Annotated in this window: 6 protein-coding genes; all 6 read left to right on the forward strand. The window is 46.7% G+C overall.

Annotated features, from left to right (window positions below; genetic code table 11):
- Window positions 1-4 precede the first annotated feature (4 nt).
- Window positions 5-1,663 (forward strand): ABC transporter transmembrane domain-containing protein, encoded by a 1,659-nt coding sequence (locus tag SWP_RS20390; protein WP_020914550.1) that lies wholly within the window; start codon window positions 5-7, stop codon window positions 1,661-1,663.
- A complete protein-coding gene (locus SWP_RS20395) occupies window positions 1,660-3,786 on the forward strand; it encodes a peptidase domain-containing ABC transporter (RefSeq protein ID WP_020914551.1) in 2,127 nt (708 codons plus the stop codon). The genes SWP_RS20390 and SWP_RS20395 overlap by 4 nt, the downstream gene beginning before the upstream one ends.
- Window positions 3,779-5,104 carry an HlyD family type I secretion periplasmic adaptor subunit gene (locus SWP_RS20400; RefSeq protein ID WP_020914552.1) on the forward strand — a complete coding sequence of 442 codons (1,326 nt, stop codon included), beginning with the start codon at window positions 3,779-3,781 and terminating at the stop codon, window positions 5,102-5,104. The genes SWP_RS20395 and SWP_RS20400 overlap by 8 nt, the downstream gene beginning before the upstream one ends.
- A 14-nt stretch (window positions 5,105-5,118) precedes the next feature.
- Window positions 5,119-7,353: a VCBS domain-containing protein gene (locus SWP_RS20405; protein ID WP_020914553.1), complete on the forward strand. Its 2,235-nt coding sequence runs from the start codon at window positions 5,119-5,121 to the stop codon at window positions 7,351-7,353.
- Complete coding sequence (locus SWP_RS24005) at window positions 7,286-22,021, forward strand: VCBS domain-containing protein (RefSeq protein ID WP_143711217.1); 14,736 nt, start codon at window positions 7,286-7,288, stop codon at window positions 22,019-22,021. Before SWP_RS20405 ends, SWP_RS24005 begins: the two co-directional genes overlap by 68 nt.
- Window positions 22,022-22,290: 269 nt before the next feature.
- Window positions 22,291-23,439 (forward strand): putative sulfate/molybdate transporter, encoded by a 1,149-nt coding sequence (locus tag SWP_RS20415; RefSeq protein ID WP_044556139.1) that lies wholly within the window; start codon window positions 22,291-22,293, stop codon window positions 23,437-23,439.
- Window positions 23,440-23,445 lie beyond the last annotated feature (6 nt).

Genomic DNA, 23,445 nt, shown 5'->3' on the forward strand with positions numbered 1-23,445 from the left:
AACGATGAGAGAAAACTTCAGTTTACTAAATAATAATCGCGCTAAAGCTGAGTTGTTGCTCTCCTCGACTTTCATTAATTTATTATCTCTGGCGCTGCCATTTACTATGTTGCAAATTTACGACCGGATCCTACCGAATCAAGGTTATGGCACCGCCAGCGTGCTAGCTTCAGCGGTGGCGGTGGCTATTCTACTCGAACTATTATTGCGCTACTCTCGCAGCTGGTTATTGGCCTCATCTGCTGCCAATTTTGAGCTACAAACCACCACCAAAGTTGTCAATGCTTTAATGCAATCTGACTACCACCATGTAGAAAGCCTCGGTACCGGCAAAGTATCAAACGGGCTTGCTAGCATAGCCGCTATGCGAGAGCTCTATTCTGGGCAAGCACTCGTTGCGTTAATGGATTTCCCTTTTGTGCTGATTTTTCTAGCCTTAGTCGCTTATATTGGTGGCCCGTTAGTGTTCATTCCTATCGCAGTCTGGCTTGTGATCGGAGGCTTAGTATTTTTTATCGGTCAAAAGCTAAACCGTGCTACACAAGATTTGGCACTCACTGAGAGTGAACGTTCACGCATGCTGATCTTGGTATTGTCAGGATTAACAACAGCTAAGGCCTTGGCAATGGAGACCCGCTTGTCGGCTAGCTACAGCGAAATTAATTACCGCCGTTTAGCGCAGCAGCAACAAGTAGATTGGTTATCTTCAAAATTACAGGAGTTGATCCAAGGTGCATCTCAAGGCACCACACTATTGATTGTACTAATCGGGTGCTTTGAAGTGTTAAACGGTGATCTTACAACTGGTGGCTTAGCGGCCTGCTCTATATTAGCTGGCAGAGCAATTGCTCCCCTCAGTGCCATTATTAGTCTGCGCTCGCGACTCGCAAGTGCTAATACCGCAATGAATCACGTTAATGATTTGGCCAAATTGCCACAAGAGATGTTTAAAGGCACGACTCAATATCAACAGAAACTGCCGCTAGGTCCAATTAAGTTCGACGATGTAGCCTGTTCACAAGTTGGTGCTAAGCTCAATCATTTTGATCTATCTATCCCCAGTGGCAGTTTAGTCACAGTGACTTCCGACCCACTCACCCATGCGAGCTTACTTCTAAGCGTCGTCGGCGCCTTCCACCATTTGGAGCAAGGTAGTATCACCATTGCAGGAGTTGCACAAAACGAACATAAGGCTGATGAGTACCGACAATCGGTCACCTATGTCTCTCCTTGGCCAACCTTGTTTGCAGGTAGCTTACTGGAAAACATGACCATGTTTAGGCCTGAGCTAGAATCACAAGCGATGGAGGTAGCTGAAGCATTAGGGCTAACCAGCAGCATTGCCCAACTTCCCGCAGGCTATCAAACCGAAGTGGGTGTAAACGACAGTCAAATGCTCAACAAAGGCGCAATAAAACTCATTGCCTTAGTAAGGGCGTTTGTGCAAGCACCATCAATCTTGCTGCTCGATGAGCCGATGATTTCACTTGATGCTGATTCGCAGACGAGGCTAATCAATGTCATTAACCGCTACAGTGGCAATATGACCATTATTTGCGCCTCCCATTTTGCTGAGCTAGCGACTAATAGCGACCTAAGAGTGAATATTGGCGCCTCTGGTGAATGCAACATTATCACTGCGACTCAGGAGGCTGAAGCATGAATTCAATCAGTCAAACTCAACCAGCTGAAGCGGAAAAAATACATCCACTTGAAGTAAGCGAACTAAAAAATATTTTGGTAGCACTCTTTCAGCAGCTAGGGCTATTTTCACAAGCAAACAATATTCTTAATGATGACTCTGTTAAAACAGTAGATACGGTGACGCTCGCCAATTTACTGGGTAAACACCATATCGGTTACTCTGTCTCTAAAGTCGACAAAGAAGCAACCTCGCAAGCGATTCATCCCTTTATTATTGTCCCAGATACCGAGTCTGCTGTAATGGCGCGACGCAGAAATGAGCAGTATGAAATATTTGACCTGCATACCGAGCAGTGGCAAGCCATAAGCGCTGCTAAATTACCTCAAATGGGTCACGTTTTCATCATCGAAAACCTGCCAGCCAGTAAACAGAATATTCGTGCTTTTGCTGCACATATGAGTAAGCGCACTAAATGGTATCGTCCTGTATTTTGGCTTAGCTTGCTATCGAGTATTACCGGGCTTGCGGTACCGCTATTTACCATGGCTGTTTATGATCGGGTGATCGGTGGGCAAGCTCCTGACGTACTGCCAACTATCGCCCTTGGCGCTGCGTTAGCTCTAGGGGTGTTGATTACAACTAGACTCACACGTGCCAATGTTCTAGCCAGCACCAGTAACCGCTTTGCCCGCGACCTTTCTAATCTCACTTTTAAGCGGCTATTGAGTGTGCCACTGATGGTGCTATCTCGCGTCGGGATCTCTAACCATATGGCACGTATGCGCAATGCAGAGAAAGTAAGAACCTTGCTCTCAGGTCCTGGCGGTGCAGGCCTAGTCGACCTACCTTTTACTGCTATTGCGCTTATCACAATTGCACTTTTGAGTGGCTGGTTAGTCATTGTTCCTCTGGTAATGTTGCTGCTATTTTATTTAGTGATGAAAGCGGTAAACAAATATGCTCAATCAGCCTCTCCTACCATTAGTGGTGATTATCAAAACTCAATTAACGAGCTCGCAAAGAATCTACTGCAGCTCAAAACCAGCGGTGAAACAGACGGTTGGAATACTAAGTTTGCCAGACAGTGTAAAGAAAATTGCAGGCAGAATTTTCTATTCGCCAAACGGAACGGACTAAATGCTGCAGTCGCTCATGCGATGAGTCTACTCACGGCGTTAGTCACTGTATTTACGGGTATATTTTTAGTCCTTAACCAAAGTATTAGCCCCGGAGCACTGATTGCTTGTGTGATGCTTATCTGGCGTATAACAGGGCCAGCGCAGCTGGCATTTTCATCCAGTCAGAAAATCACCATGATGGACATGGCAATCAAACAGTTTGATCGTTTTATGCAAGCGAGTACTGAAAACAGTGAGTTAAGACTCGATACACCTGCGACACATATCCCGCCTGCCATCAGCTTTCAACATGTTACTTTACGTTATGGCGCTGAGGTAGAGCCAGCCCTAGCGGGAGTCAGTGTCGACATTGAACCCGGTGAAAATGTCGCAATTATCGGCCCTAATGCCTGCGGAAAAACCTCTATGCTGCTTGCCGCTATGGGAGTCGCTGAAGCGCAAGCAGGATACGTCAGTGTTAATGGTAAAAACCAAAAACAGTATGATCCTGAAGCCTATCGAAAGTGGGCTGCATTCTGCCCTGCTGAACCGGATATCTTCCCAGGTTCTTTGGCCGATAATCTGCGTATTGCCAAAGAAGATGCTACGGACGAAGAGCTAATAGCAGCCATCAAAGCGGCAGGAGGTGAGTCACTGTTTAATGCCTTAGGTAATGACCTTAACATCGATCTACTTAACCGTGGTCACACCCTATTATCCGCTGTTGAAGGCAGTTACATCAGCTTAGCCCGCGCACTGTTGAAACAATCAAGCTTACTTATCCTTGATGAACCCATTGCCAACCGCAATCCCGCAGCGAAAGCTCAACTACTAAAAACATTCAATGAGCTTAAAGGTAAAAGCACAGTGCTATTTACCAGCCATGATCAAGAGTTGATCCAACAAGCTGACAAAGTCGTCATTTTAGATAAAGGAGCGGTCGTTTATGCAGGACCAATTCCCGACCAATCAGCTCAACAACCGCAACCTGTAACACCTCAGGAGAGCCTCCCGAATGGATAAGCGTCAACTAGCGAACCGAGTATGGCCTGAGCACGAATTTTCCGATGCAATTGAAGCTCCTGCTGAAAGAAAACTGATTAAACGCATCATATTTTTAATCACAGGTTCGGTACTGATTATGTTGCTGTGGTCACTATTCGCTCAGGTTGAGGAGATCTCTAAATCTAAAGGACAAGTTGTGCCACTTGGCCACCGCCAGATAATACAGAGTCGCACAGGTGGGACTATCGCCTCTGTAATGGTAGAGGAGGGGGATGTGGTCAAAAAAGGTGATGTGCTTGCCAGCTTTGTTTCTATAGACAGCCAATCGGCCGAAGAAGAACTCGCTAGTAAGCGGGCCAATTTGGTACTCAGAATTGAGCGTTACGAAGCCTTTATTGATCAAAGAGAAGCCAATTTCGTCGAGTTTGAATTGGAATATCCTCAGTTAGTCAAACTACACACTGCTTCACTTAGCCGAATGAATCAAGAACGTTTAGCAATGCAGCAACTGTCAGAGTCTGACATCGCTAAATCTCAGGCAGAAATCGATGGCCTTAAAGCAGAGATCCCACCACTTAGTGATCAGATAGAAACTGCCAAACAAACACTTAAGATGATGCGATCAGTAACCGAGGAGCAAGCCGTATCTAAACTACGTATTTTGGAGTCGCAACAAAAACTTGATTCCTATATGCGTGAGCTCAAAAGCATGGAGAGTAAGCAGCAAGTGCTATCTAAAAACTTGCTTAACTTGGAGCAGCAGTTGAAACAAAAACAGGCCACCTTACTTAAGGAGGTCGGCGAAGAACGCACCAATGCACAAGCCGAATTGCTAGGCATTATCGCCCGCTTAAAATCATCAGGTTCATTGGTGTCACAAAATACTGTTACTGCGCCAGTTGATGGAATTATTCAGTCTATTCCCTCCTCTTCTACTGGCAGCGTTATTCAACCAGGTGGCACGGTGGCGGTAATAGTACCCATGACTAAAACTGGCTTAATGGAAGCCAAACTATCCCCAAGAGATATTGGTTTTGTGAAAGTCGGCCAACCGGTGCGAATTAAGATCGATGCCTTTGATTACAGTCGTTATGGTGCACTCGATGGCATTGTTAAACGCATATCCCCTAGTACCGATTCAGATGAGAAAGGTGGCGTATTTTATAAAGTGCAGATCAGCATAGATAAACCATACTTTGCGGATAAGCCCGGCCAGTTTGACTTAATTCCAGGGATGACAGGTGAAGCAGACATAGTGACAGGCGATAAAACCGTTTTTCAATACTTATGGAAGCCGGTATTTACTAACGTGACAGAAGCTTTTGGTGAGCGCTAAAGAGGAAGTAGATAATGAGTCAGGACGATAAAAAATCCACATCAAGTGCTAAGACACCAGAAGCGATTGAAGCTGAAAAAAAGCAAAGGGAGTTGGAGGCCAAACTAAAAGCCAAACAACTGGATAAAGATGTTGCTCGCCTCAAAGCCAAAGAGCTACGTGACAGTAACGGCAAAGCCAATCTCATTGGCAATAAGGACTTGGTCGCGGATAAATCTTGGAGCACGACGCCACCATTATCTACTGACGACACAGGCGAGTCCCAAAATGGCACAGCCCAACTAGAGCAACAAGCCAAACAGCCCGATACAGAGTCTAAAATGACACTCGGGCAAACAGTATCAACAGAGCAGACAACAACAGATACACCAGAAAAAGTTCAAATAGAGCAACAGCCCCTCACCCCTCAGCATGGTTCCAGCGAAACAACAGGCTTACATTCAGGAGCCCATTTTCACGCGAACGCTGCAGGCACTACCCCCCTAAGTAACCTAGCTAAACCGCTAACCTTCACCCAAAATGAACACAATCAGCCTCACTTTACCGTAGCTTTAACCACTATAAGCCCTGATAAAGCCTCACAATATATCCCAAATCCACAACACCCTGTTCACTCTACTGGCACTGGCACTAGCACTGGCACTGGCACTGGCACTGGCACTGGCACTGGCACTGGCACTGGCACTGGCACTGGCACTGGCACTGGCACTGGCACTGGCACTGGCACTGGCACTGGCACTGGCACTGGCACTGGCACTGGCACTGGCACTGGCACTGGCACTGGCACTGGCACTGGCACTGGCACTGGCACTGGCACTGGCACTGGCACTGGCACTGGCACTGGCACTGGCACTGGCACTGGCACGAATGAGAAACCACTATCAATTGATAGTCAACAACAAATTCAACAGGTTAAAGAAGATTCTAGTACTGACACAGTTACAGGTACTTTGCATGCTCAAGGCTATCATTCTGCGCAAATAAACTGGAGCATTAACCAATCACAAGGGCAGTTTGGCTCACTTAATATCGATCCAGTGACTGGACAGTGGCATTACCAACTCAATAACGCCGCACAGGCAACAGATGCATTAGCAGAAAATGAACACCACACCGAACAGTTTATTGTCACGGCAACTGATAGCGATGGCAACCACGTTCAAACTGCGCTTGCAGTTGAAGTTGAAGGTAGCAATGACCTACCTACTATTTCCGGCGTACATCACGCAGCACTGAATGAAAACGGTGCCATAGACAGCGCATCAGGCAGTTTGATCGCAACCGATCCTGATACCGGTGACAATACCAGCTGGTCAATCGCCAATGGTCTGGGTCAACTTGGCGAGCTAAGCATAGATCCTGATACTGGCACTTGGCATTATCAGCTCCACAATAAAAACCCAGCAACACAAGCACTGAACCAAGGTCAGGTAGCAACTGAAACCTTTACGGTAATAGCCACAGACAGCTCAGGTCAGCCAGTGGCTCAGCAGATAACAATTCAAGTTACTGGCAGTAATGAGTTAGCGCAAATTAGCGGTACATCTACGGGAGCAATTACTGAAGATCTCAATGTATATCTAACCCCGAGTGGCGAACAATTGAGAACAGAAGGTCTGCTAACTATTACTGATCCAGATTCAGGCCAAAGTCAGTTCACAGCAGATAACTACTCTGGCCAATACGGTCAATTCGGTATTGATGAGAACGGTCATTGGACCTATATAACTAACAACGCGAGTCCTCAGATCCAGGGCTTAAAAACCGGTGAAACCGTTACCGATACTTTTTTGGTTCATAGCGTTGATGGCAGCGAGCAGAAAGTCACAGTGACCATTAACGGCACTGACGATAAAGCGGTGATTGCAGGCAGCAGTACTGCAAGTCTGACTGAAGATAAAGATGTGCATAGCGGCCAACTTCGCGTGGATGGTGCGCTTAGCGTCACCGATCTCGATGCGGGTCAGCAGCAATTCCAAGCAGAAAGCTTACAAGGCCAATTCGGCACATTATCAATCAATAACCTTGGCCACTGGACCTACACTGCAGATAACGCACAAATTGCTATTCAAGGGCTAAAAACGGGTGACTCGGTTACTGATACTGTAATGGTTCACTCGATTGATGGCTGCGAGCAAAAAGTCACTGTGACCATTAACGGCACTGACGATAAGGCCGTTATTGCGGGCAGCAGTACCGCAAGTCTCACCGAAGATAAAGAGGTTCATTCAGGGGATATTGCGAGTTGATGGCGCCCTCACTATCACCGATGTGGATAACGGCCAGAACCAATTCCAAGCTGAAAGCTTACAAGGCCAATTTGGCACATTAACAATCAATAACCTGGGCCATTGGACCTACACAGCTGATAACGCACAAGGGGTAATTCAAGGCCTCAAAACTGGCGAGTCACTCACCGATACCTTAGTTGTACATTCGGTGGATGGCAGCGAGCAAAAAGTCACAGTGACCATCAACGGCACTGACGATAAAGCGGTGATAGCTGGTACCTCGACCGCATCGCTAACCGAAGATAAAAAGGTTCATTCAGGGATATTGCGAGTTGATGGCGTCCTCACTATCACCGATGTGGATAACGGCCAGAACCAATTCCAAGCTGAAAGCTTACAAGGCCAATTCGGCACATTATCAATCAATAACCTTGGCCATTGGACCTACACTGCAGATAATTCACAAGCGGTAATTCAAGGGCTAAAAACCAGTGAATCACTCACCGATACCCTATTGGTTCACTCGATTGATGGCAGCGAGCAGAAGATCACCGTCACCATCAACGGCACTGACGATAAAGCTGTGATAGCTGGCAGCAGTACCGCAAGTCTCACCGAAGATAAAGATGTGCATCAAGGGTTGCTTCGAGCAGACGGCAATTTAAGCATCACCGATCCCGATAACGGCCAAGCCCAGTTCACAGCCGAAAGCCTGCAAGGCCAGTTCGGCACCCTTTCTATCAATAATTTAGGCCACTGGATCTACACCGCTGATAATTCACAAGCGGTAATTCAAGGGCTAAAAACCAGTGAATCACTCACCGACACCCTGCTGGTGCACTCGGTGGATGGTACTGAGCAAAAAATCACGGTCACTATCAACGGTACTGACGATAAAGCCGTTATTGCGGGCAGCAGTTCCGCAAGTCTCACCGAAGATAAAGAGGTTCATTCAGGGCTATTGCGAGTTGATGGCGCCCTCACTATCACCGATGTGGATAACGGCCAGAACCAATTCCAAACTGAAAGCTTACAAGGCCAATTCGGCACGCTTTCGATCAACAATTTGGGCCACTGGATCTACACAGCGGATAATTCACAAGCGGTGATTCAAGGACTGAAAACAGGCGAGTCACTCACCGACACCTTGCTAGTGCACTCGGTGGATGGTACTGAGCAAAAAATCACGATCACGATTAACGGTACTGACGATAAGGCGGTGGTTTCGGGTACTTCAACAGCCACACTTACTGAAGACAAAGACGTGCATGGCGGCCAACTGCGCGTCGATGGAGCCCTAAGTGTTATTGATGCTGACAACGGCCAGAACCAATTCCAAGCTGAAAGCTTACAAGGTCAATTCGGCACATTATCAATCAATAACCTTGGCCATTGGACCTACACTGCAGATAATTCACAAGCGGTAATTCAAGGGCTAAAAACCAGTGAATCACTCACCGACACCCTGCTGGTGCACTCGGTGGATGGTACTGAGCAAAAAATCACGGTCACCATCAACGGTACTGACGATAAAGCCGTTATTGCGGGCAGCAGTTCCGCAAGTCTCACCGAAGATAAAGAGGTTCATTCAGGGCTATTGCGAGTTGATGGCGCCCTCACTATCACCGATGTGGATAACGGCCAGAACCAATTCCAAGCTGAAAGCTTACAAGGCCAATTCGGCACATTATCAATCAATAACCTGGGCCATTGGATTTACACAGCAGATAACTCGCAAACAGCTATTCAAGGGCTAAAAACCAGTGAATCACTCACCGATACCCTATTGGTTCACTCGATTGATGGCACCGAGCAAAAAATCACCGTCACCATCAACGGCACAGACGATAAAGCGGTGATTGCTGGCAGCAGTACCGCAAGTCTCACCGAAGATAAAGATGTGCATAGCGGCCAACTTCGCGTGGATGGTGCGCTTAGCGTCACTGACCCCGATAACGGCCAGAACCAATTCCAAGCTGAAAGCCTACAAGGCCAATTCGGCACATTATCAATCAATAACCTGGGCCATTGGATTTACACAGCAGATAACTCGCAAACAGCTATTCAAGGGCTAAAAACCAGTGAGTCACTCACCGACACCTTAGTGGTACATTCGGTGGATGGCACCGAGCAAAAAATCACCGTCACCATCAACGGCACAGACGATAAAGCGGTGATTGGCGGTACTAGCACTGCAAACCTCACCGAAGATAAAGACGTGCATCAAGGGTTGCTTCGAGCAGACGGCAATTTAAGCATCACCGATCCCGATAACGGCCAAGCCCAGTTCACAGCCGAAAGCCTGCAAGGCCAGTTCGGCACCCTTTCTATCAATAATTTAGGCCACTGGATCTACACCGCTGATAATTCACAAGCGGTGATTCAAGGCCTGAAAACGGGCGAGTCACTCACCGACACCCTGCTAGTGCACTCGGTAGATGGTACTGAGCAAAAAGTCTCGGTCACCATTAACGGTACTGATGATAAGGCGGTGATTGGCGGAACTAGCACTGCCAGCCTCACCGAAGATAAAGATGTTCATCAAGGGTTGCTTCGAGCAGACGGTAATTTAAGCATCACAGACCCCGATAACGGCCAAGCCCAGTTCACAGCCGAAAGCCTGCAAGGCCAGTTCGGCACCCTTTCTATCAATAATTTAGGCCACTGGATCTACACCGCTGATAATTCACAAGCGGTGATTCAAGGGCTAAAAACGGGTGAGTCACTCACCGACACCCTACTGGTGCACTCGGTGGATGGCACTGAGCAAAAAATCACCGTCACCATTAACGGTACTGACGATAAGGCGGTAATTGGCGGAACTAGCACTACCAGCCTCACCGAAGATAAAGATGTTCATCAAGGGTTGCTTCGAGCAGACGGCAATTTAAGCATCACCGATCCCGATGCGAGTCAGCAGCAATTCCAAGCAGAGAGCTTACAAGGCCAGTTCGGCACGCTTTCTATCAATAATTTAGGCCACTGGATCTACACCGCTGATAATTCACAAACGGTGATTCAAGGGCTAAAAACGGGTGAGTCACTCACAGACACCCTGCTGGTACATTCGCTGGATGGCACCGAGCAAAAAATCACGGTTACCATTAACGGTACTGACGATAAAGCGGTTATTTCGGACACAAGCATTGCCAGCCTCACTGAAGATAAAGACGTACACGCTGGCCAACTTCGCGTCGATGGGACGCTAAGTGTTACTGATGCTGACAACGGTCAAGCCCAGTTCACAGCTGAAAGCCTGCAAAGCCAGTTCGGCACACTTTCTATCAATAATTTAGGCCACTGGATCTACACAGCTGATAATTCACAAGCGGTGATTCAAGGGCTAAAAACGGGTGAGTCACTCACTGACACCTTAGTGGTACACTCGGTGGATGGCACCGAGCAAAAAATCACGGTCACCATTGACGGTACTGACGATAAGGCGGTGATTGGCGGTACTAGCACTGCAAACCTCACTGAAGATAAAGACGTGCATAGTGGCCAACTTCGGGCAGATGGCAATTTAAACATCACCGACCCCGATAATGGTCAAGCCCAGTTCACAGCAGAAAGCCTGCAAGGCCAGTTCGGTACGCTTTCTATTAATAATTTAGGCCACTGGATCTACACAGCTGATAATTCACAAGCGGTGATTCAAGGGCTAAAAACGGGTGAGTCACTCACCGATACACTACTGGTGCACTCGGTGGATGGCACCGAACAGAAGATCATCGTCACCATCAACGGTACTGACGATAAAGCGATTATTGGTGGCGTTGATACTGGCTCAGTGACTGAGAACGCGGCAGGCGTTGATATGTCACCAGATCACGCCCAACCGGGTATGGCAACGCTTGGGCAAAGCAGCCTTTCAACAAGCGGGCAACTCACCATCATCGATCCTGATTCAGGGCAAGCGCATTTCGATCCCAATGGCAAAGTCTATTCCTACCATGGTCAATATGGTCACCTATTGTTACATCCTGATGGTCATTGGGATTATGCCGTTGCAGCTGGTAGCCATGATTGGCACTTAGGCAGTACAAAAACGACGGTAGGTAGCCAAATTGACCAATTAGGCGAAGGGCAAACTTTAACTGATACCATTACCGTGCATAGTCTTGATGGAACCACCCACGATATAAAAATTACTATTCATGGCAGTAACGACAAGCCGTATTGTGCCGCAGAGGTTACTCTTCAACCTGGCACTGAAGATACCAGCCAAACGTTCACGTTAGCTCAATTACTTGCTAATACCACCGATGTAGATACTAATGATGCGGGCAAACTCACCATTGCCAATATCAGCGTCAATCATGGTTCACTCAAAGACAATCAAGATGGAACCTTTACCTTTACGCCAGAAAAAGACTACAACGGTCAGGTCCATTTCAGTTATGACGTAAAAGATGACCATGGCGGTCTCACGCATACAGGTGCCACTACCACCTTAAGCGCTGTTGGCGACACGGCGATCATTAGTGAAGTCACCACAGGCACAGTTATCGAAGATGGTTCTCATAGCAGCCAGAATCTTGGACATATCACTGAGCTTGCCTCTGGTAGTTTACAAGTAATTGATCCTGATAGCGGCGAAAATAGATTTAGGTATAGCCAATTCGGCGAAACAGCCATAAAAGATCAATTCAATGGTCAGCTCCGTATAGATAGCGCTGGCAATTGGGGATATAGCGTTGACAATAGTCAATTACAACATTTAGCTGCTGGACAGACTGAAGAAGTGGTGTATCGAGTTCATAGCCAAGATGGCACTGCATATGAACTTCATATCCAAGTTGAAGGTACAAATGATGCCCCAGTGGCCAATGTTGTCGCTTTAACCAATGGCACTGAAGATACTCATTATCAGATGCAAGCAAGTCAATTTGGCTTTACTGATATCGATACAGGCGACACCTTACATGCTATTGCCATCACCGACCTACCACCAGCATCACAAGGTAAGTTTGTCTTAGACGGACAAACTATTACCGCTGGCCAGAGCATTACGACTGCGGATATCAGCAAGCTGCAATTTATTCCGGCCAAAGACTTTAACGGAGATGTGCAGTTCGCCTACACAGTTAATGACGGCCATGTTGATTCTGCCAAAGTTAGCAATATCTTGCACATCTCTGCAATCGATGATGCAGCTAAAATCCATGGCGACACCCATGGCAATGTTACTGAAGGTGATATCGGTGACCAAACAACTGCGACTGGACAATTAACGATTACCGATGTCGACGCAGGACAAAACCCGGTTTTTCCTGATATAACCTCAACAGCGACCACCTATGGCCATATTGAAATGAACAATGGCCAATGGACTTACACATTAAATCAAAACAAGGTCCAACAACTCGATCCAGACCAAGCGCCTGTCGTCGATCACCACACGTTTACCGCGAGTGATGGGTCAACACAAGTGGTGGATATTACTATTAGTGGCAGTAATGATAAGCCCATTATCGAATCAGCTCATGTCGCACCGGCTGGCACATCTGCGACCTTGAAACTGCAAGAGGTTAGTATCATCTCCCAACCCACTGGCGCTAATATTGATGTCGCTGCCTCCAATGCAGAAAATACCGCGCGTTGGGGCACCGATGTTACTGGCGTCGCCACAGGCGTTAAGCTCGTTGGTTTGTACAAACCTGGCTCAGATCATAACTGGATAACTACTCCAGCCACTACTACCACAGACCACAGTGGCGTCGGAGGATTTAGCCGAGTCGATAACCATGACTGGTGGCATCAGCATGGAATACCAGACACAGTGAACACCGGCTCTGGTGGTGCGAGTGGCCACGGTAATGTTTGGAGCGGCGGTATTGTGGTATTTGAAGATGCGACTGGACATCAAACCATTGGTATTATCAATCGGGTATGTACTGGTGGCGGCTCAGAGGTTGATTACCTTTATTATCATGCCTATCAAAACCTACAATTGGGCAGCACGGCATACAGTGGCACAGCAGCCCCAGGCGAAACAATCAATGTCATGGATGGCAATAATAAGTTAGCCAGTGTCGTTGCTGACAGTCATGGGCATTGGCAAGTTGCAGCTAATCATTTGAGTGACGGTTTGCATACTCTGCATGTTGAAAATAGTACCGGCCAGCATTCTGCAGAAACCGTCTTTCAAGTCAGTGGCAATGTTGTCAGCAACATTACCCCTGCGGGACTCAATGCTGAATTAAAAGAAGATGCTGCACAAGCCACTATTGATGGAGAGTTGCGTACATCTGATATTGACAGTGGCGATAGCGCTAGCTTTAACATTCAAGCACAACACACCACCAAATATGGTCACTTTAGTTTAGATGCAGATGGAAAATACCATTACACCATCGATAATACTAACCCTACGGTTAACCAACTTGGAGTAAATCAAACACTCACTGAAGTCATTCCTGTGACTTCCACTTCAACCGATGGTAGTACAGTAACCAATAATATTACCATCACCATTCATGGTTCTGTCGATAAACCCACATTAAGCGCCTCAGCGCCAGATGCCCAACAAGGCACTGTGATGGACTTAAACTTGAATGTGGCAGCAACCGATACCGGTGGTGATACTGAAAACTTATTGATCAAAATTAGTGGATTACCTGACCATGCACTTTTGAATCACGGCACCTATGACAACATTGCAAAGATGTGGGTATTGCACAAAGCCGATCTCACAGGCTTAACTTTAGATTTAAAAGCCCCCCATTTCCATGGCGACTTACAATTCAACGTCACCGCCACAGCATCTGCTGGAGGTGAAAGTCAGTCTATAACCCAAGCTGTGACGATGTTCATCAATGAACCACCTAGCGTATCTGCTGCGGTAACAGGCAGTAAAATTGAAGATTCCGGCATGGGCGCTATCAATTTACTCCAAGGTGCAACTGACGCTGATACCGCTGAAGTATTGTCGGTTGCAGATCTTCAATATCAAGTAGGCACAACTAGCCAAAGTACTACCAAACCAGACTTTTTAAGCATAGGTAAAGATGGTCATACATTAGTTGTTAACGCCAATGCCGCTGAATTCCAACACCTAGCAGCAGGTGAAACCGAAGTCATTACGGTGAGTTACAACGTCAAAGATAGCCATGGTGGCCAGGTAGCACAAACGGCGAAAATTACCATTACAGGGAAAGATGATGCCGCGCAGATTTCAGGGCATATCAGTACCGACGAGCGCACGCATATAACTGAAGATCTTCGTCTTTCAGGTACTCATATGTTGTCATCAGACAGGATGACATTGCAGGTAACCGATACCGATAGTAGTGAAAATTACTTTATTCCTACTGGTGCTAGCGGGAATACCGATGCTCACAGTCATGGATCTTGGGTCAATGGAGATCAGCATGTTGGGGAGTTTATTTTACATGCATCAGGCGAGTGGTTATTTAGAGCAGACAACAATAACAGCAAAATTAATAGTTTAGGTGAAGGAGAAAAAATCACTGACACTATTACTGTCCATAGTGCTGATGGTACCGCACAACAATTAACTGCGGTGATTTATGGCAGCAACGATCGCCCGACCATTACAACCCAAGTAATTTCAGCAACAGAGGACACAGATTATCAATTTACTCTGGCTAACTTTGGCTTTACCGATGTTGATAGCCATGACTCTCTCGACCACATTACCATCACCTCACTACCTGATGTTGCACAGGGCAGCTTACTCATAAACGGAGTCGCTGTTAGTGCTAATCAGCAAATTAGTGCCGCCGATATTAGCCACCTCACTTTCAAGCCAGCACTCAACTTTAATGGTGATGTGCACTTTGGTTACACAGTCAGTGATGGTCATGCCGATTCATCAGCTGCTAGAGCATCAATACATGTCGCTGCAGTAAATGATCCATTAACTGACAGTGGTGCGCGCGATTTAGGCGCAACGGATGAAGATCGTTCGATTCATATTACACAGGCGCAGCTACTTGAACACTTGTCAGATGTGGATGGAAACTTAAGCGTAATTGGTTTACCTACTTCACCACATGGTAGCTTCTCAAGTGATGCGGCTCATGGGTTTACTTTTACACCAGCAACCAATTTCCACGGTGATAATCTCGATATACAGTACCAAGTTACCGATGGCACCAGTCAAAGCAGTGCACATGCAAGCATAGACGTTACCTCTGTGACCGACCCCGCTACGGTAAGTCTACATATTTCTGCAGAACAACAAGTGATGAGCTTTGGTTCCGGCGATAAAACAGCTTATGCCAAAGTAGACGGTATCGATGCCGGTGGACCCATGCATGCAATGTCAGCCGAAATCACCTTCGTACTCGACAATGGCCATCCACCAAGCAATGCAGCGGTGCTATTAAACTACTCTGTACCCGGTGGTCATGATCAACAAAATACAATTACTTTTTGGAATGCCAGTAATCTCCAATTTGCCTTTATGGGGCCAACAGTAGACACAGGAGTGAACTTACTTGATGGCAATACACATCGCTTAACGATGACATGGGATTCTGGTAGTGGTCACTTGGTGGTTTTTGATAACGGCCACATCATCAAACAACAAACGGTTAATCAAGGTGGCACATTCCCTAACGGCGGTACTTTTATCGCTGGCACACGAGACAATTCCGCGGGGGCTGATAATCCAACAGATTATACCGCTAGCTTGTCAGCGGGAGGCCGAGTATTTTCGGCAACCATGGTCGACCATGCGGTGACGCCTGCATCTGTTGCTTTAGGTACCATAGCCCATGAGCCTAATGGGGTTCTGACCAATATTATGGCCGATGGCAAAGGCAACTTCATCGATACTACTGGCCATCATACTGTAACGAGTGGCTCTGGTGCTCATACCGTAGTTGTGCCTGTTGATAGTAATGCAGGCACTATTCCTAGAGGTGCGTTATTGCATCTGCACCCTAACGCAGCTGTAAATGCCCCTGACGATGTTGTCACTAAACTTGAAATTAGTGGCCTAATCAAAGGTACACTCTTATCGGATGGACATGGGCATCAGCACACAATTGCCAGCCTCAATGATAAGGTGGATATCCATGGCTGGAATACCGCATCTTTAACTGCGCAGTTACCCCATGATGCAGCAACAAACATGAACGTGGCGCTTACTGCAACAACCCAAGCTCCTGATGGGAAAGAAGCAATTTCAATTGAACATGAAGGGTTACAACTTGATCCTAACAAGCCCATTCCAGATGCCACAATCACTGGTGACTCGACCGGTAATACCGATGAAGATCATTCAGTAAGCGGCCAGCTAACAGTCACCGACACTGACGCTAGCCAAGCACACTTTGCTGCCAATGATGTTAGTGGCACCTATGGACACTTATCGATTGATTCAGCTGGCCAGTGGACCTTTACTCCAAATGCCACCGCAAATGCGCTAACAAAAAATGATCAGGTACACGAAACCTATACCGTCACTAGTATTGATGGAACTCAACACCAAATCACCATCAATATCGATGGCCGTGACGATAACCCAATCGTTACTGAACTCGCAGCACCTAAAACCGTTATTGAAGACGGTGGCCATGACCATGTTCGCACTTCGGGAATGCTAAGTATCAGCGATCCTGATACCGGTGACACCCATAGCATTACTGAGCAAACCGATGTGTTGGGCACCTATGGACATTTTTCAATAGCGGCGAATGGCGGCTGGCATTACGAACTTGATAATGCTTTAGCAACAACCCAAGGCTTAACCGAAGGGCAACACGTTACAGAAACATTTAATGTAATAGTGACCGATAGTGAAGGTGGCCAAACAACTCACACCATGCACTTTGATGTACAAGGAAGTAATGAAGCCCCAACGATTGCAGTGCAAGTTATCAATGCCAATGAAGATACGCACTATCAGTTCACTGCGAGTAATTTTGGTTTCACTGACGTCGATGGCGGAAGCTTAACCTCGGTCACCGTAACAGAATTACCCGATCCAAGTCTTGGCATGCTCTATTTACATGGCGTCGCGGTAAGTGCCAATCAAGTCATTTCAACCGCTGATATATCAGCACTGATATTTGCGCCTGAGCTTAACATTAACGGTAAAGTTAATTTTAAATACTCGGTTACTGATGGCCATGACAGCTCATCGGTTGCGACAGGTGTAATTGATATTGCAGCCAAGAACGATGCGCCAACCTCTGTTCACCTCAGCATTAGGGATGTAGAAGACCACAGCCATACCTTTAGCAAAAGTGAGTTCGGTTTTGCTGATGTAGATAGCGGCGATACATTACAACACATTACTATTACCCACCTACCTAACCCTGCCCATGGCGCTTTACTATTAGACGGTCAGGCTGTTGTCGCTGGTCAGCAAATAGATACAGATGACATCGCTAAGTTGGTCTTTACGCCTGTGAAAGATTTTAATGGTGAATCCGCATTTAAATATTCAGTTAGTGATGGCAGCCTCGATTCAAAGCAATACACAGGTGCTATCCACATTTCAGCTGACAACGACGCACCAACGTTCTTAGCGGGTGGCCAATTTGCGTCACTGCCAATATCAGCGGCCTATGAGTTTTCCGCCGGTCAAGGCACAGATCTGTCCGGTAGGAATAATCATGCAGTGCTCAGTGGTGCTGTCACGGCGACCACTGGTGCCGATGGCACACCCGACTCTGCAGTGCAATTTCATGGGGATAGCAGCGCTAAAATCGAAGTCCCTGATTTACAATATGGTCAGGGTATTACCGTATCCGCTACGGTGAGATTTGACTCAATAGCAGATAGTTATTCCAGAGTATTTGATTTCGGCAATGGCCAAGCCAAAGACAACATTTTGCTCACCCATAGTGGCACCACTGATACACTGCAACTCGAATTCATCGACGCTGCAGGTCAGAAGCATGACCTAATGGTTCCTCACGGGGTAACACCAGGCCAATGGATGAAGTTGACTGCGACCATCAGCCATGATGGTCATATGGCGCTATATAATAATGGACAATTACTTGGCGAGACCGATAGTGGCGCCCAGCTTCCTGCAATTGCCAGAAGCGAGAACTATATCGGCAAAAGTCATTGGGCCCAGGATGGCAATTTACATGGTGCTTTTGATAATTTTGCAGTATTTGATCAGGTGATTTCTCCAGCACAAATTAAAGCACTTGCTTCAGCAAACAGTTTGAATGATCTGCTACATAAATACGATCAAATAGACCACGACCAATTTCACGCGACCGTTAATGTCAATCAAAGCTTCACCATCAATCAAAATGATATTTTAAATCAAGCTACTGATATTGATGGCGATACCTTATCGGTATCTCACGTATCCATAGCGGGCAATCACGGCACGATTCACGATAATGGCGATGGCACGTGGACCGTGACACCAAATTTGAACTATCGCGGTGAATTGAAAATAGAAGTCGATGTGACTGATGGTCAAGAGACATTACCAGCTCACCTTACGGTTCAAGTGGGTAATGCCAGCATCACAGGTGATAGCAAGCTAACTACCGATGAAACCCATGCTGACACCGGGCAACTTACGGTAACAGACCCTGATAGCAATCAAGATCACTTCATTGCCCAAGTGTTGCCCAGTAGCCATGGTGAGTTCACCATCGATACAAGTGGTAGTTGGCAATATACACCTAACAAAGCGGCACAAGCGCTGTCACAGGGCCAAAGCGCCACCGATATCGTTACAGTTAAGACTGCCGATGGCACTGAACACCAAATTAGTGTGAGCCTTTCTGGCAGCGACACTGCACCAACGAGCGTCACCACCGATTTAGGCAAAGTTGAATCTGGCAGCACCTACGACTTCCAAGCAGCCGATTTGCTCACTAATGTGACTGATGTTGATACCAGTAGCACCGGACTATCAATCGTTGCAGGGTCATTTCACTCTCCTCATGGCAAAGTCTCAACCAACCCTGACGGCAGTTTTACTTTCACAGCCAATCCCGGTTTTACAGGTAACGACTTAGCCATTAGCTTCCAAGTCAGTGATGGTCATAACACGATTGATGCCAACGCAATAATTGATGTCACACCACCGCTGGCTATTACCCGTTTAGGATATGATACTGGTATCAGTGATAGTGACTTTGTTACCAGTGACGGCCACATAATCTTATACGGTACTGGCGAGCCCGGTAGTAGTATCATTGGCAGTGGGATTCTCAGCAGCGCTAAAACGATTGTCGATGCTAATGGTCACTGGAAATTGGATGCCAGCGCGACAGATGTTGCTGATGGCACCTATACCATGACCGTATTTGAGGCCAAAGCCGACGGCAGCTATGCTCAAGCTCACCACCGAGTTACCATTGATACTGCCAAACCGACCGTCAGTATCAATCCGATTTCCAAGGATGATTGGGTCGATCACGATGAGCACCAACAAGACCTCACTATCTCGGGGACTTGTACCCATGTATCTGATGGTGACCCAGTGCAAGTCACTTTGGCTGGTCAACATTATCAAGCCGTGGTTCATGATAATCATTGGCAGGTAATTGTTCCCGCTAGTGCGACAGCCAGTATTGCTGACAACGCTTATCATATTCGCGCAGAAGTTGTCGCTACCGCCACCAGTGACAGTGCGTCAACCCAGCGTAACCTCGTGGTATCAGCTGATCTATCTACACTAGTACAGACACCACACGTTGAAGAAGATACCAAAACTGCGGCCACTGGGCACCTGTTCGCATTGGGTAGTAGCAATACCGTGGCAAGTTTAGGGGTGTTACATGGCAACTACGGTACATTGCATATTAATGCTGACGGTAGCTACCAATACACACTCGATAATCAGCATACAGATATTCAGCAAATGAGTGCCACTGAACAGCATGCCGATAATTTCTTTATTAGCTACACCAACCCCCATGGTGATAGTAAACATGCGGTACTCAACATAGGAATCCATGGGACCAATGATGCTCCAGTGCTTACTGGTACGTTTGAAATATCTCGTTCAGTCACCACCGGTTCAATGACCCATACCCACTCCTATGGCTATATCAACATTGCAGATCTAGATAAAAATGACACAGTGACAGTTGAGTGTGTGGATGCCCAAGGCGTTACGCATTTATTAGATATGCATGCCCATTCTTCAAATAAAATTGAAGTAAAAGGGATTGGTCACTTCAACATTGACCCCGACGGGAAGTGGGACTTCACCTTCAGCCATAGTGGCCCCGAGCGTGATAAGCTCAACCAAGAGGTGGCCGCCGGTCATATTCATACCGAATCAGTCACCTTAAAAATCACTGACTCTACTGGAGTCAGCCGCCAAGAAACACTGACGGTACATATAGGCGATGGGAAAACAGGTCCACAAATTTTCGGGGCGTCAGAATCTGTGGTTACCGAAGATAAAGTTACCCAGTCCCATGGGCTGTTAGACCTACTAGTGGGCGATGTTAAAGTCGAAAGTGGTGTAACTTGGGAAATTAAACCTGGGAATCAGCCACAGTACGGCGATTTAACGTTAAGCCCTGATGGTAGCTGGCAATACCGTGCACACAATAATACCGCTCAGGTTCAAGGACTCGCAGAAGGTGAGCGGCTTGAAGAAACCATTATGGTCACGGCAACAGACACACAGGGACACAGCGTTGACCAAGCAATGAAGCTGGTGATTATTGGCACCAATGACGTTCCAGTTATTGCTCACCCACTTGCAAGTAATACAGTCGAAGAACACTTATTAACCCTGACTAAGGCTGATTTATTAGCCAACGTGCAGGATACAGATAACACGGACACCCTAAATGTTAGTCACCTGCAACTTGTTGGAGGTGGTAGCATCAACCAACAAGGTGACCACTGGGTTATCAATCCAGGCATTAACTTTAGTGGTGAGTTAAGACTGAATTATCAAGTCTCTGACGGCCATGTCGCTGTGGACAATGCAATGACTGTTCACGTGGCAGCTGAAGCTGATACACCAACCATGATTTTTACCAAGCATGTTGGCGACCTTAGCTCTCCGCTAGACAGTCATTTAATTCAAGGCAATCAAAATACCGATTTGGCGCTAAACATTAACGTTTCGAGCCCAGATGCAAGCGAAACATTAACGGTCGAAATAACAGGTATTCCAAGTGACACTCATTTATCAGCAGGTCATGAACATAACGGCATATGGACATTGCAACAAAGTGAACTGACCAACTTAAAACTGATTCCAGAAGCTAGCTTTACTGGTCACTTTGATATTCAAGTCAGTGCTATTTCTCACGACGGCAGCTCACAAGCGACTCAAAGCCAAACCCTTGGAGTTGAAGTGTTACCGTCACTAGCAGCCCCTAGCATGACGGTTGCCGCAGATGAACCAAATGAACCAATTAGCGACATCGATTTAGCATCGGTGTACACCGACACCATTGATTCACCTGTCGACCATTATTTCAATATGCTAGGCCTTAGCCCATCATCGCAAACTAGCTCTGAGATCTCTCAAACACCTGAACCACTTACTGAAATGGCCACGCTATCGCAGTCAGGAAGTGATGCTGATATGTTAGACATTCATCAGTCAGATGGATTTGAAAACCCGTTAGATGACGACCAGCATCATCTACCTTCTGATCATCTAGCTGATAATGATCCACAGATAGATCAAGCAGAACATTACGCCAACGATGATGATTTACTACATCAAGCGTTAAACGATATGCATAATCAACTTTAACCTGACTGTATATCAGCCATGATTAACCCGACTAAGCAGTGATAATTTCACTGCTTTTTAATTGCATAAGTTTACTTATTCTATTAAAAAATTAATTTAGCAAACTCAAATGTTAGACCTAATGACCATCTTCCCTGTCCCGATGCGTCAAGTTGTCTACTCTAACTTGGAAGATAGCTTACTCAATCGGTTTTTACGGCTAGCTTAGGCTGTAATTTCTGGCATCAAACTTGCGATAGACAGTGGGTATTTTTCCCACGGCAAGCTATATGACATGTAAGACCAAGCGATTTGATAGTGTTAACCAATATTCAGGAGAGTTTAGTGGCGCCTTTGCCGATTTAGGCACCTTTCTACCTTTAGTACTTGGGCTAATTGCCCTCAACCATTTTTCCCCGCAAGGGATATTTATGGGGTTTGGCTTGTTTGCGCTGTTTACCGCATTCTTCTATCGTCGCCCTATTCCTATCCAACCAATGAAGGTTATCACCGCACTAGTCATAGCACAGGGGCTAACCCCAGGTATGCTGCAAGCTAGTGGTATGATGATGGGTATTATCTTACTCGTACTCGCTTATAGCGGTGCGATTAAATGGATGGCAAAACAGCTCTCTCCCGCTATCAGCATTGGTATTCAGCTTGCCATTGGTATTCAATTAATATGGATGGGGGGTCAAATGATGAGTCAAACTTGGCTTATTGGGCTCATCGCCTTTGGCCTACTGTTTGGCAGTAAATTTGTACCGCTGCGATATTTAGCCATGCCGCTCGTTATTACCCTGGGCATAGTGTGGCAGCTTAACAGTGGTACAGCCCCGAGTTTTAACCTATCGAGTTATAGCCCTTGGCAGTTTAGCTGGCCAAGTATGGATGAGTGGAGCTCTGCTGCGGGTCTACTGGTGCTACCGCAGCTAGCACTCACGTTAACCAATGCGGTGATCGCCACCTCTGCAATGGCCAAGGATAAATTCCCGCAAGATGCGAAAGAAAAGTTTGCACCAGAGCGCTTCGCCACCAGTTCAGGCTGGGCAAATCTATTGCTCGCTCCTTTTGGCGCCAGCGCCATGTGTCATGGCGCTGGCGGTCTTGCCGTGCAGCATCACTTTGGCGCGCGCACTTGGTTAGCGCCAACTATCTTTGGAACCAGCTGCTTACTCATAGCGGCATTTTGGGGGCAAGGAATTGCTAGCATTTTATCGCTGATCCCACTGGCCGTTCTCGGCAGTTTACTCGCGATTGCAGGTACCCAACTAGCCTGGTCGAAACGTTTTATTGATGGTAAGCCTTTCTGTATCTTTGTGATCCTATCAACTGCAGCTATCTGTCTTATTGTGAATACAGCGGCAGGCCTTGCCGCAGGAGTGTTACTAGAGATGGGCAGGCGCCAATGGCACCTATATTCAGACTTAAAGCACTGAAGTTAA

The sequence above is a fragment of the Shewanella piezotolerans WP3 genome (genome assembly GCF_000014885.1).
GTDB lineage: Bacteria > Pseudomonadota > Gammaproteobacteria > Enterobacterales > Shewanellaceae > Shewanella > Shewanella piezotolerans.

Bases quoted from the DNA above. Each gene is read 5' to 3' on its own strand.
- SWP_RS20415 (WP_044556139.1), top strand. From the start codon at position 22,291: ATGACATGTAAGACCAAGCGATTTGATAGTGTTAACCAATATTCAGGA.
- SWP_RS20390 (WP_020914550.1), top strand. From the start codon at position 5: ATGAGAGAAAACTTCAGTTTACTAAATAATAATCGCGCTAAAGCTGAG.
- SWP_RS20400 (WP_020914552.1), top strand. From the start codon at position 3,779: ATGGATAAGCGTCAACTAGCGAACCGAGTATGGCCTGAGCACGAATTT.
- SWP_RS20395 (WP_020914551.1), top strand. From the start codon at position 1,660: ATGAATTCAATCAGTCAAACTCAACCAGCTGAAGCGGAAAAAATACAT.
- SWP_RS20405 (WP_020914553.1), top strand. From the start codon at position 5,119: ATGAGTCAGGACGATAAAAAATCCACATCAAGTGCTAAGACACCAGAA.